Source organism: Marinobacter sp. F4218, from assembly GCF_019443085.1.
GTDB classification, from domain to species: domain Bacteria; phylum Pseudomonadota; class Gammaproteobacteria; order Pseudomonadales; family Oleiphilaceae; genus Marinobacter; species Marinobacter albus.
In genome coordinates this window covers 537,337-548,978 of the sequence record NZ_JAHZIL010000004.1, presented here as the reverse complement: position 1 = coordinate 548,978, position 11,642 = coordinate 537,337, and the positions used below count along the sequence as shown (strand labels likewise).

Genomic DNA, 11,642 nt, shown 5'->3' with positions numbered 1-11,642 from the left:
CGGGAGTATTGACGGTATGAGTGAGCCGAAAGCACCAAAAATCGAATTCCCCTGTGACTACGTCATCAAGGTCATCGGCAACTCGGCGCCCGACTTCACGGATTTTGTGGTTGAAGTTGTGGAACAACATGCGCCGGGCATCACTGAAGCCGACATCTCGGTTAACGAGAGCAGCAAGGGCAGGTTCTCATCGGTTCAGCTTACCATCGTGGCGACCGGTGAGGCCCAGCTCAAGGCGCTGTTTGAGGAACTGAAGGCCAGCGGTCGGGTTCACATGGTGTTGTAACCAGCATGACCGATCTTATTGTCCGTTCATTGGGCCAGCAGCCGTACACGGAAACCTGGGAAGCGATGAAGTCCTTCACCGCTGAGCGGGACGAGACGGTTACCGACGAGCTCTGGTGTCTGGAGCACCCCCGGGTCTATACCCAGGGACAGGCCGGCAAGGCCGAACACATCCTGGCCCCGGGAGACATCCCGGTCATTCAGGTGGATCGAGGCGGTCAGGTTACCTATCACGGGCCCGGACAGCTCGTTGTCTATCTGTTGATTGACCTGAGCCGACGCAAGCTTGGGGTGCGAACCCTGGTGGATGAAATCGAGCAGGGTATTGTTCGCACCCTGGCCGAGCTGGAAGTCGAGGCCGCTCCAAGGCCGGATGCCCCGGGTGTCTACGTTGGCGAGTCCAAGATCGCCTCATTGGGCCTTCGGGTCCGGCGGGGCTGTTCCTTCCACGGACTTGCTCTGAACGTTGCCATGGACATGGAGCCCTTCCGTCGAATCAATCCCTGTGGCTATGCCGGTATGCCCATGAGCCAGGTGGCAGACTTCGTCCCGGGTGCGACAGTCAGTGACCTCGAAGCGCGCCTGGTTGCGCAGTTGGTTGCCGGTCTCGGAGCCGCTGCCGTCGACTACCGCCAGGGCTGGTAAAGCTCAGGCTGCATTTTCCCCTTCGGCGGCGCAGGCTTGATCCCTACCCAGGGTTTTGGCTCGGTACAGGGCCTCATCCGCACGTTGCAGCAGGCGGTCGATGGATTCGGAGGCGCGCATTCCGGCTGCGCCAATGCTGATGGTTGCCTTTACCGCATGTTCATCCACGGGCACGGCGGATCGGGCAATAGCTTCCCGGATTCGATTGGCCATTTTCAGGGCCTCGTCGGTTTCGGTTTCCGGTAACAGGGCCAGAAACTCCTCCCCTCCCCAGCGTGCAAGCGTGTCGATCTTTCGGCACTCACCCCGCAACGTTCGGGCGACCAGGATGATCAGCTCATCACCAACATGGTGGCCATGGGTGTCATTCACCGACTTGAACAGATCAATGTCCATCAACAGAACTGAGAAGGAGCGCGCGCTGCGCAGGTAGCGCTGGTACTCTGCATCCAGTTGCGCCAATGCTTCCCGGCGGTTGGCAAGCCCGGTCAGGGAATCGTGTTTGGCCGCGTATTCGAAATCCGCCGCCAGTTTGAGCAGGCCCAGCTTGCTGCGCCTGCGGCTTTGATCAAGGATGTAACAGGTGACCATCTCGAACCCGAGAGCCGCAAGCATGGTGAGTCGGAAGCCGGGACTGTATGGCGCGCTGAAGATCAGATCGCCCAGCGGACTGAAGAGCAGCAAGAGGGCGATAAAGCCCCCCGCGCAGGCCAGCACCCCAACGCGGGCATCGCTGATGTAAAAGATGATGGGCGGGTAGGCGAACAGCCAGATAATGGCGGAACCATCTTCCACCGCATGGACGGCCAGGTAGGTAAACAGCACGGTTATCAGGGCGATGAAACCCCGTCGCTGTGCGACCTTGCTGCCGCTGAACCAGAACACGGCGGCGTTGATAGCGAGCAGCACAGCGATCGTAACGAGTAGGGGCGAGGTGACTGGATCGTCCCGCAGGCTGGAGCGCCAGGCGAAAAACAGCAGCAGAGGGATAGCAACGGCGGTCAGCCAGTTGATCAGTAAAGGGACCGGTATTTCCCCTTTGACCCGAAACTGAGACAGTTTCGGGTCCGGAGTTTTCAGTGAACCAGTTGTCATGTCCGAGTCTTGTTGTTGTGATGCGGTTCATGGATCCTGTGCAAGCCAATACTAGATCGGTTTTGGGCCGAAAACTGTATAAAAACGTAAACAGGTAATACAGACACCTTTAACCTTGCAGCCAGGCCGGTGCATTGGCTCGGCGGCCGAGGAGTAAGGGTCGATACGGTTAGGTTACGCTGCCACAGTATCCGTATAATGAAGACAGCCGCCGGTGACGGTGAAATTTTCGGATCGCGACAGGTCATTCATGTCAGCCAGACGTCCAGGTAAATCGGTCTCCCGCATCAAAACCGGCAGCTTCGAGCGCCGATTGAGCCTCACCCGCGCCGGTCTTTACGCGAGCGGCCGCATGGCTTCCCACATGGCCACCAACTGGTTCAGCAACAAGGAAAAGCGAGAGAAGAAGCACCGGGCCATGCTGTCCAGTCAGGCTCGCTTCCTCGTTGACGAGCTGGGTCAGTTGAAGGGCAGTGTCGTCAAGATTGGTCAGGTCATGGCGCTTTACGGTGAGCACTTCCTGCCGGAGGAAGTGACCGAGGCATTGCATACGCTGGAGGATCAGACCACGTCGCTGGAATGGCCGGCGATAGAGCGAGTCCTGAAAGAAGAGCTGGGGGCCGGGCGCCTGGCGGAGCTGGACGTCGACCCCGAGCCCATCGGTGCTGCGTCCCTGGGTCAGGTTCACCGTGCGGTGCGGCGCAGCGACGGTCTGGAGCTGGTGCTTAAAGTCCAGTATCCGGGGGTGGCAGATGCGGTCGACAGCGACCTGAATGCGGTTGCGCAACTCCTGAAAATTGCCCGTCTGGTCAGTTTTGGTCCGGAATTCAATGACTGGCTGGAAGAAGTGCGGGATATGATGCACCGAGAGGTGGATTACCGTCTCGAAGCCCGAACGACTGAAAAATTCCGTGGCATGCTGGCTTCCGATCCGCGATTTATCGTACCGCGGGTGCTGCAGGAATTTTCCACTGCCCACGTTATTGCCTCAACCTACGAGCACGGTCATGCGGTCAGCTCCGGGCCCGTCCGTGAACTCCCGCTCGCACGGCGCACGGCCCTCGGCGAGGCAGCGCTGGAACTGTTCTTCCGTGAGCTGTTTGTCTGGGGCGAGATCCAGACCGACCCCAATTTCGGCAATTACCGGATCCGGATTGCCGGCGAGGAGGGAGAAGACCCCGGCTATGATCGCATCGTACTGCTGGATTTCGGTGCCGTTCAGGCCTACAGCGACGAGTTTCTTGATCCGGTACGGCAGATGATCCGCGCCTCCTACGAAAATGATCTGGAAGCGGTGATAGAGGGCGGTGTAAAACTGCGCTTCATGAGCCGGGACTGGCCCGGGGATGTGCTGGAGACCTTTGGTTCGGTCTGCATGTCAGTGCTGGAGCCGTTGTCCCGGAATCAGGACCAGTGGCCGGATTATGCGGTGAACGTCCATGGCCAGTACCGCTGGAAGCAAAGCGACCTGCCCTCCAGGGTGGCCCGCCAGGCGGCCCGATCCGCCATCAGCCGGTATTTCCGGGTACCGCCCAAGGAATTTGTTTTTCTCAACCGTAAACTGATCGGCGTGTACACCTTTATCGCGGTGCTGCACTCTGAGTTCAACGGTGAGCCCCTGTTGCGCAAGTATCTCTACGGGGAAGACGCTTCAGCCACCAGCCAGAGCACGAAGGCGTAGCGAAGCCCCTTGCCAATGCCTACAAGGATCACGAAGTTGAACCAGGGCACCCGCATGATGCCGCCTACCAGAGTCAGTGCATCACCGCCGAGAGGCAGCCAGCCCAGAAGCAGCGACCACTGACCGTACCGGTTGAAACGGTTCCGTGCACGATGCAACTGATATTCGCTGATCGGAAACCACTTTTTATCCTTAAAGCGATCCACCTGCCGGCCGATAAGACCATTAACGACGGAGCCAAGCGTATTGCCCAGGGTGGCCCAGAACCACAACCACCAGTACGACAGTCCCTGCGCCACAAGGGTTCCCAGCAGTATTTCTGAATACGCGGGCAACAGTGTCGCGGCTGCAAAAGCCGTCAGGAACAGTGTCAGGTACGCCAACCGGATCTCCTTCCATCAAGAATCAGAACGTTGCCTTCTCGTCAAACAGGTCGCTCCACCATGAAACAGCTTTCCCTTCAGTTCAAACTCTATGCCCTGGTGATATCGCTTTTGTTGGTCATGGGAATCAGCATTGTCATCACTGCCCAGATGTCACTCGGCAGCATGGAGCAGCGGTTGACCACCGAAACCAGGGATACGGTTCAGGGTATTGTCATGGACCAGTTGAGCGCAACGGCAGGGAAGTATGGCGAACTGGTGAGTGGTCAGTTTGCCACCGCCTACCGGACGCCGGAGGTGGTTCGGAACGTGATAACCCGCAACATTCAGGCGGACAGCTCCGGGCGAATCAGTCGTCTTGCGCTCCAGGAAACCATTGGCGCGGTTCTGGAGGAGCAGGAGAGTCTCAGTTCCATCTATGCCCAGTTCGAGCCGGATGCCTACGATGGCCAGGACCGCTATTTTACCGGGGGCGTCGAAGAACACAGCAGCGACGAAGGAACCCTGGAAATCTACTACTATCGGGACCCGGACGACAACGTGGTGTTCAGCCGGACCGAGGACCCTGCTACCAAATACCTGGAACAGCGTAACGAGTTCGGCATCCGGGAAGCGGAGTGGTATCTCTGTTCCCGTGACACCAGGTCACCCTGCATCATGGAGCCCTACGAATACGAGATCGAAGGGGGTTACAGCGAACTGATGACCAGCCTGGTCATGCCGATCCTCAACGACGGTGAATTCGCCGGGGTTACCGGCACCGACATTAACTTGTCCCAACTGCAGAAAACCATCGCGGGCGTCAGCCAGAACCTGTTCAGCGGCGAGTCCCGGGTAACGCTGTTGAGCGCAAAAGGTCTGATCGCCGCGTCCAGCCATTATCAGGAACACCTTGGCCGGCCACTGCGCGAGGCCCTGCCTGAGCTGGCGGATCCGTTTGTCCAGTTGCATCGGGAGGACGGCAGTTTTGATACCGGCGACACACTCGCTGTGTCCTATCCGGTTGAGATCGGCCTCGCCAATACCCAGTGGTCCCTGCTGATCGAGTTGCCCCGGGATACCGCGCTTGCCGGTGTGCACGAGATAACGACCATGCTGTCGGACGAAGTCGCTGCAACGGCAACGGGCCAGACTTTGGTTGGCGTGGTGGTGGTCGTGGTGGCTACGCTGGCACTGGTGCTGCTGGTACGGTCGGTGACCCGGCCGTTGAACGAAATCCGGGACCGGATGCAGAACCTGGCCAGCGCCGAAGGCGACCTGACCCGGGAACTGGATATCGATACGCACGCCGAGCTGATCGACCTGGCGGCGGGTTTCAATACCTTCCTGAGCCGGCTTCGGGGCATGATCAATGACCTCAAGGACGTGAACGCGAGCGTGAGCGAACAGGCCAGAGGCGTCGGTGCCATTGCCATGGAAACCGACGAGCAGACTTCCCGTCAGCATCAGGATATTGACAGTGTGGTGACCGCCATGAACGAGATGTCGGCGGCGGCCGGCGAGGTCGCCGGCTTTGCCGTGGATGCGGCGGATAACGCGCGAATGGCTCAGGACGGCATCCGGTTTACCCAGGATACCCTGCTGTCGGCGGTCAATGGTGTCAACGAAGTGTCCGTAGACATGAGCGAGGCGAGCACGGCGATTGGCCACGTTGCCAGCCGCAGCGAGGATATCAATCGCATTCTGGATGTTATTCGGGGGGTCGCCGAGCAGACAAACCTTCTGGCGCTCAACGCCGCCATTGAAGCCGCCCGGGCCGGTGAGCAGGGGCGCGGATTCGCGGTGGTCGCGGACGAGGTTCGGACGCTGGCCTCACGCACCCGGCAGTCGACCGACGAAATCAGCGAAATGATTGACGGCCTGAAGGCCGATGTAAGCGGTGCGGTCTCGGTCATCGAGAGTGGCGTGGAGCGCGCCTCCAACGCAGTCGACGGTACCCAGGAAGCGGCCCATTCGCTGGCAACGGTGGTCGAGCGCATTGGCACCATTGTCGAGCACGTGACGCACGTCGCCACGGCGGCCGAAGAGCAGAGTTCTGTCAGTGAGGAGATCAATCGAAACCTGACCCAGATTGGTGATGCGGCGAACGATCTGAGGGAATTGGCTACCCGGGTCAAGAGCAGCGGCACGGCGTTGGATGAACAGGTTCAGGTACTCGAGCGGGAGCTTGGGCGACTGATAACCTGACCGGAGATCCGGGCGCGGGCCCGGTTAGAAGTCGCGACATCGTCCCGTACTATGGCGGTGATTCAAAGCATCAATTTTCAATTGCTGGCCACCGTGCGATCATTGGGCCCAAGATTTAATGGGTAGAACGTAAAATAGCGCCGGTGTTCAGGAGGTCGTTATGGATCAGGTGATTATTTATGGCCGCTCGAGCTGCGGTTTTTGCGTGCGGGCCAAGAGCCTTTGCGAAGCGAAAGGGCTGCCGTACAAGTGGGTCGATATGATGGCGGAGGGGCTGAGCAAGACTGACATCGCCAATCGCATTGGCAGGCCCGTGCATACGGTGCCTCAGATTCTGGTGGGTGACCGATACATTGGTGGTTGCGACGAGTTTTTCATGTTCGTGCGTCAGCAGGAGGCGGCGACAGCCGACTGACCGGCTTCGCCCGACGGGATTAAAAACGCCCGGAAGTTTGAGCTTCCGGGCGTTTTTTATTGGGCGGATATCTGCGCGGTTCAAAGATCGAAAGGGGTTTTGAGTTTCTTCTCGACCAGCTGGTTTTTCAGTTTTGCCACCCTGGGCAGGCCGTTATCGAACGGAGGAAAGCTTTCCCCGGCGATCAGCGGCTCGAGGTAGTCTCGGCAATCCTGGGTAATTCCGAACCCATCGTCGGTGATGTAGTGGATCGGCATTTTCTTTTCCTGGTTGGCCACTTCACTCAGGGGAGCCTCACCAATTTTCCAGCGGTAAGGCTTGGCCTGCTCCCTGACAATAGTCGGCATCAGGGCCTGCTTGCCACTGATCGCCATTTCCACGGCCGCCTCGCCCACTGCATAGGCCTGCTGTACGTCGGTAGCTGACGCGATGTGCCGGGCACTGCGCTGCAGGTAATCGGCAACTGCCCAGTGGTATTTGTGGCCAAGGGCCTGCTTCACCATATTGGCCAGTGCCGGGGCGACACCGCCGAGCTGGGTGTGGCCAAAGGCATCCTTGGCACCGGCGTCCGCCAGGAATCGACCGTCTTCGTATTGGGCCCCTTCTGAGGCAACCACCACGCAGTAACCATATTCCTTTACACAGTGATCGACCCGTGCCAGGAAGGCTTCGCGATCGAACGGGATCTCCGGGAACAGGATAATGTGCGGTGGCTCGCCTTCGCCCTGGCCCGCCAGGCCTCCCGAGGCGGCGATCCAGCCCGCATGACGCCCCATCACTTCAAGAATAAAGACCTTGGTGGAGGTTTCGCACATGGACTTGATGTCCAGGCTGGCTTCCAGTGTGGAGGTGGCAATGTACTTGGCAACGGAGCCGAAGCCGGGGCAGCAGTCTGTAAAAGGCAGGTCGTTGTCGACGGTTTTGGGGACACCGATGCAGGTAATGGGGTAGCCCATCTTGTCGGCAATCTGAGATACCTTGTAGGCGGTATCCTGAGAGTCACCGCCACCATTGTAGAAGAAGTATCCGATGTCGTGGGCGCGGAAAACTTCAATCAGGCGTTCGTACTCGCGGCGGTTCTCGGAGATGTTCTTGAGCTTGTGACGGCAGGAGCCGAATGCGCCACCGGGAGTGTGGATCAGGGCCTGGATGGCGTCGTCGCTTTCAAGGCTGGTATCAATCAGTTCTTCCCTCAATGCCCCGATGATGCCGTTACGGCCGGCGAAGACTTTGCCTATCTTGTCCGGATGCTTGCGCGCGGTCTGGATGACCCCGCAGGCACTGGCATTGATAACGGCGGTAACGCCGCCGGATTGAGCGTAGAATGCGTTCTTGATGGCCATCTTGGGCTGGAGCCTCCTGCTGGTTCGACAATGGCGCCGATGATACGCCAATCGACGCGGATTTTCATGAGCAGGATTGCTGATGGCAAGCCTCTTGACGGGCCCGGACGGATACGGGAGGCTTGTCGGGTTTCAATGGGAGAGGGCAGTAGCGGAATGCATATTCATATCCTGGGGATCTGTGGCACCTTTATGGGCAGCCTTGCGGTTTTGGCGCGGGAACTGGGCCATACCGTCACCGGTTCCGACCAGGGCGTCTATCCACCCATGAGTACCCAGCTGGAAGCTCAGGGCATCCAGCTCATGGAAGGCTACAGCGCTGACCACCTCGAGCCGGTACCGGATCTGGTGCTGATTGGCAACGCCATGTCACGGGGCAATGAGGAGGTGGAAGCGGTCCTCAACCAGAACATCGATTACATGTCAGGGCCCGAGTGGTTGGCCCGGGAAGTACTGAGGCATCGCTGGGTGCTTGCCGTGGCGGGAACCCACGGCAAAACCACGACCACGTCCATGCTGTTGTGGATTCTGGAGCAGGCCGGGTTTGAGCCGGGTTACCTCGTGGGTGGTGTGCCCAACGACTTCCCGGTGTCAGCGCGGCTTGGCAACAGCGATTTCTTTGTCATCGAGGCCGACGAATACGACAGCGCGTTCTTCGACAAGCGCTCAAAGTTCATTCACTACCGGCCCCACACCCTGATCCTCAACAACCTGGAATTCGATCATGCCGATATCTTCGACAATGTCGAGGCTATCGAGCGGCAGTTCCATCATCTCGTCCGGACCGTGCCTTCCCGGGGGCTGATCATCCGGCCGGCGGTGGACGCACATCTGGACAATGCCCTGGAGCTGGGTTGCTGGAGCCCGGTCCAGGACACGTCGATCGGTAGCGAAACACCCCGCACTTCGGACTGGCGGGCCGAGCTGCTATCGGAGGACGGTAGCCGATTCATGGTGATCCACCATGAACAGCCTGTGGCGACACTGAAGTGGTCCCAGACTGGCATGCACAACGTGCGCAATGCCCTGGCTGCGATCGCCGCCGCCCGTCACGTGGGGGTGACGCCGGACCACGCTGTGGCGGCCTTGTGCCGGTTCTCCGGCGTGAAGCGCAGAATGGAACTGTTGGCCGATGTGGGCGGGGTCCGGGTATACGATGACTTCGCCCATCACCCGACAGCCATCGCGACCACGCTCGAAGGGCTGCGGGCGCAGGTGGGGGACGAACCGATCGTCGCGCTGATTGAACCCCGTTCCAACACCATGAAGCAGGGTGTGCACCAGAAAACATTGCTGCCAAGCGCAGCAGCCGCTGATCGGGTGCTTTGGGCCAACCTCAACGGGATGGCGTGGTTGCCAGAGCTGGTTGCCGACTGGCAGTCCGGTCACGACGATGCCGGTCAGCACAGCGTTGAAGCGTCGGTTGACAGCCTGATTGGCCGGGCGTTGGACGATCTGCCGAGTCCCTGCCACATTGTCATCATGAGCAACGGCGGATTCGGGGGGATTCACGGCAAACTCGTTGCCGAGCTTGAACGTATCCAGAACTGATATTCCAGTGTTCCTTTCCTCTACCCAGGGCTGAGCCATGACCGAGCATTCCCCGCAGGCGCGAACCATCAATCTGGCGTTCACCGGCGCGTCCGGTGCCCAGTATGGGTTGCGTCTCCTGCAATGTCTGGTTGCGGCCGGCTGTCGGGTTCATGTCATGATCAGCCGGGCGGCGCAGGTGGTTATTGCCACAGAAACCGATCTGAAACTGCCGGGCACGCCGCCCGGGATGCAGGCAACCCTGACCGAGTGGGCGCAGGCGGATCCGGGGCAGGTGCTGGTGTTCGGCCGGGAAGACTGGTTTGCACCTCCGGCGTCGGGCTCAGGTGAAAAAGCGCCCCTGGTGATCTGCCCCTGCAGCACCGGCACCCTCTCCGCTCTTGCCACAGGCGCCAGCAACAACCTCATCGAGCGGGCCGGTGATGTGGCTCTGAAAGAGCGTCGGCAGTTGATCCTGGTGCCGAGGGAAGCACCGTTTTCCGAGGTTCATCTGGAAAACATGCTGAAGCTGAACCGGATGGGTGCCGTGATCATGCCGGCCAGCCCCGGTTTCTACCACAAGCCGGCATCGGTGCAGGATCTGGTGGATTTTGTGGTAGCCCGTGTGCTGGATCATCTCGAAATTTCCCAGGATCTGATGCCTCGCTGGGGCGAGGAACGAGCGCAAGCCAAGCGCAACGCATCAACCTGATCCTGCCCCCGGCGATGGTTTTGGTCAGCGCGATTGATGGTTTTCATCATTGAGCGAACGGGCCTCCCGGCCGAGACTTGGTGGACGACAAACACAACACAGGTTATCCACCGAGGTTCACGATGATTCCACGTACGCTCTTCGATGCCGATCTAGAAGGCTTTCGCGATTCCGTCCGCAAGTTTCTTGAGCAGGAAGCGGTGCCATACCATGAGCAATGGGAGAAGGACGGCCAGGTCAGCCGTGAACTCTGGCAGAAAGCAGGGGAGCTCGGTTTCCTGTGCCCCACTACGCCCGAGGAGTACGGCGGCGCCGGCGCGGACTTTCGCTACAGTGCCGTGGTAATGGAAGAGGTGTCTCGGGCGGGTCTGTCGGGTATCGGCTGGGGCCTGCATTCGGACATCGTAGCGCCCTATATCCTCAATTACGGCTCGGAAGAGCAGAAGCAGCACTATCTGCCGAAGCTGGTATCCGGCGAAATGATCACCGCCATTGCCATGACCGAACCCGGTGCCGGGACCGACCTTCAGGGTGTGAAAACCACAGCGGTCAAAAACGGTGATCACTATGTGTTGAATGGCTCCAAGACCTTTATCACCAACGGCCAGCTGGCCGACCTGGTTATTGTGGTTGCCAAGACCGACCCGAAAGAGGGGGCCAAGGGCACCAGCCTGCTGCTGGTTGAGGCCGCCTGGGAAGGATTTGAAAAAGGCCAGAACCTGAACAAGGTTGGTATGAAAGCTCAGGATACCTCCGAGCTGTTCTTCCAGGATGTGAAGGTGCCGGTTACCCACCTGTTGGGGTCCATGGAAGGCCAGGGTTTCTTCCAGCTCATGCAGGAGCTGCCGGCTGAGCGCCTCCAGGTTGCACTCTCGGCCGTGGCTGCCGCTGAAGCGGCGTGGCAATGGACGCTGGATTACGTGAAAGAGCGTAAGGCATTCGGCAAGCCGGTCATCAAGTTCCAGAATACCCGGTTCAAGATGGCGGAAATGAAGGCTGAGATTACCGCGGCCCGCGTTTTCACCGACCGCTGCCTGGAACTTCATCTCGAGAGGAAACTGGATATTCCGACGGCGGCCATGCTCAAGCAGCTCACCACGGATTTGCAGTGCAAGGTCATGGATGAGTGCGTTCAGCTTCACGGTGGCTACGGTTACATGTGGGAATACCCGATCGCTCGGGCCTGGGCCGATTCCCGTGTCCAGCGCATCTATGCCGGCACCAACGAGATCATGAAAGAAATCGTGGCCCGCTCCTTCTGAAGCGCCTGGGTCCCGGCGGTGTCAAGCCGCCGGGACCCGCCGTCGCTGCGAATGCGTTACCAAAGTTTACAAATTGCCAAACCTATCAAGGTCTCCGATCTCCA

11 protein-coding genes are annotated in these 11,642 nt (G+C 59.4%); 8 read left to right on the top strand and 3 right to left on the bottom strand.

Annotation, left to right across the window (positions count from 1 at the left end; all coding sequences use genetic code 11):
• The first annotated feature begins 16 nt into the window (after positions 1-16).
• Positions 17-286 carry a YbeD family protein gene (locus K0B93_RS17855; protein ID WP_218636911.1) on the top strand — a complete coding sequence of 90 codons (270 nt, stop codon included), beginning with the start codon at positions 17-19 and terminating at the stop codon, positions 284-286.
• A gap of 5 nt (positions 287-291) precedes the next feature.
• Positions 292-930 carry a lipoyl(octanoyl) transferase LipB gene (lipB, locus tag K0B93_RS17850; protein WP_219868604.1) on the top strand — a complete coding sequence of 213 codons (639 nt, stop codon included), beginning with the start codon at positions 292-294 and terminating at the stop codon, positions 928-930.
• Positions 931-933: 3 nt separating this feature from the next.
• Here lipB and K0B93_RS17845 read toward each other — a convergent pair whose 3' ends face one another.
• A complete protein-coding gene (locus K0B93_RS17845) occupies positions 934-2,025 on the bottom strand; it encodes a GGDEF domain-containing protein (RefSeq protein ID WP_219868603.1) in 1,092 nt (363 codons plus the stop codon).
• Positions 2,026-2,275: 250 nt separating this feature from the next.
• Between K0B93_RS17845 and K0B93_RS17840 the strand changes: the two genes are divergently transcribed.
• Positions 2,276-3,706 (top strand): ABC1 kinase family protein, encoded by a 1,431-nt coding sequence (locus tag K0B93_RS17840; RefSeq protein ID WP_219868602.1) that lies wholly within the window; start codon positions 2,276-2,278, stop codon positions 3,704-3,706.
• Here the strand turns inward: K0B93_RS17840 and K0B93_RS17835 are convergent.
• On the bottom strand, positions 3,661-4,089 hold the full coding sequence (locus tag K0B93_RS17835) for a YqaA family protein (RefSeq protein WP_219868601.1): 429 nt from the start codon (positions 4,087-4,089) through the stop codon (positions 3,661-3,663). The genes K0B93_RS17840 and K0B93_RS17835 overlap by 46 nt on opposite strands.
• Positions 4,090-4,149: 60 nt before the next feature.
• Here K0B93_RS17835 and K0B93_RS17830 point away from each other — a divergent pair, with 60 nt between their 5' ends.
• Both K0B93_RS17830 and K0B93_RS17825 read left to right on the top strand, forming a co-directional pair.
• The gene (locus tag K0B93_RS17830) at positions 4,150-6,276 is read left to right on the top strand and encodes a methyl-accepting chemotaxis protein (protein ID WP_219868600.1); all 2,127 of its coding nucleotides are present in this window, start codon (positions 4,150-4,152) and stop codon (positions 6,274-6,276) included.
• Positions 6,277-6,436: 160 nt separating this feature from the next.
• Positions 6,437-6,691: a GrxA family glutaredoxin gene (locus K0B93_RS17825; protein ID WP_219868599.1), complete on the top strand. Its 255-nt coding sequence runs from the start codon at positions 6,437-6,439 to the stop codon at positions 6,689-6,691.
• Between the two features lie 80 nt (positions 6,692-6,771).
• On the opposite strand, the gene K0B93_RS17820 is transcribed toward K0B93_RS17825, so the two are convergent.
• Positions 6,772-8,034, bottom strand: a complete 1,263-nt coding sequence (locus K0B93_RS17820; RefSeq protein ID WP_219868598.1) for a 6-phosphofructokinase — start codon at positions 8,032-8,034, stop codon at positions 6,772-6,774.
• 156 nt (positions 8,035-8,190) lie between these two features.
• Between K0B93_RS17820 and mpl the strand changes: the two genes are divergently transcribed.
• The 3 genes from mpl to K0B93_RS17805 all read left to right on the top strand — a co-directional run bounded on the left by mpl (position 8,191) and on the right by K0B93_RS17805 (position 11,538).
• Entirely contained in the window at positions 8,191-9,585 is a 1,395-nt protein-coding gene (mpl, locus tag K0B93_RS17815; RefSeq protein WP_219868597.1) for a UDP-N-acetylmuramate:L-alanyl-gamma-D-glutamyl-meso-diaminopimelate ligase, read from the top strand.
• Between the two features lie 37 nt (positions 9,586-9,622).
• Complete coding sequence (locus K0B93_RS17810; RefSeq protein WP_219868596.1) at positions 9,623-10,276, top strand: flavin prenyltransferase UbiX; 654 nt, start codon at positions 9,623-9,625, stop codon at positions 10,274-10,276.
• A gap of 122 nt (positions 10,277-10,398) precedes the next feature.
• A complete protein-coding gene (locus K0B93_RS17805) occupies positions 10,399-11,538 on the top strand; it encodes an acyl-CoA dehydrogenase family protein (RefSeq protein WP_219868595.1) in 1,140 nt (379 codons plus the stop codon).
• Positions 11,539-11,642: the final 104 nt, after the last annotated feature.

Bases quoted from the DNA above. Each gene is read 5' to 3' on its own strand.
- K0B93_RS17825 (WP_219868599.1), top strand. From the start codon at position 6,437: ATGGATCAGGTGATTATTTATGGCCGCTCGAGCTGCGGTTTTTGCGTG.
- lipB (WP_219868604.1), top strand. From the start codon at position 292: ATGACCGATCTTATTGTCCGTTCATTGGGCCAGCAGCCGTACACGGAA.
- K0B93_RS17820 (WP_219868598.1), bottom strand. From the start codon at position 8,034: ATGGCCATCAAGAACGCATTCTACGCTCAATCCGGCGGCGTTACCGCC.
- K0B93_RS17810 (WP_219868596.1), top strand. From the start codon at position 9,623: ATGACCGAGCATTCCCCGCAGGCGCGAACCATCAATCTGGCGTTCACC.
- mpl (WP_219868597.1), top strand. From the start codon at position 8,191: ATGCATATTCATATCCTGGGGATCTGTGGCACCTTTATGGGCAGCCTT.
- K0B93_RS17855 (WP_218636911.1), top strand. From the start codon at position 17: ATGAGTGAGCCGAAAGCACCAAAAATCGAATTCCCCTGTGACTACGTC.
- K0B93_RS17805 (WP_219868595.1), top strand. From the start codon at position 10,399: ATGATTCCACGTACGCTCTTCGATGCCGATCTAGAAGGCTTTCGCGAT.
- K0B93_RS17840 (WP_219868602.1), top strand. From the start codon at position 2,276: ATGTCAGCCAGACGTCCAGGTAAATCGGTCTCCCGCATCAAAACCGGC.
- K0B93_RS17830 (WP_219868600.1), top strand. From the start codon at position 4,150: ATGAAACAGCTTTCCCTTCAGTTCAAACTCTATGCCCTGGTGATATCG.
- K0B93_RS17845 (WP_219868603.1), bottom strand. From the start codon at position 2,025: ATGACAACTGGTTCACTGAAAACTCCGGACCCGAAACTGTCTCAGTTT.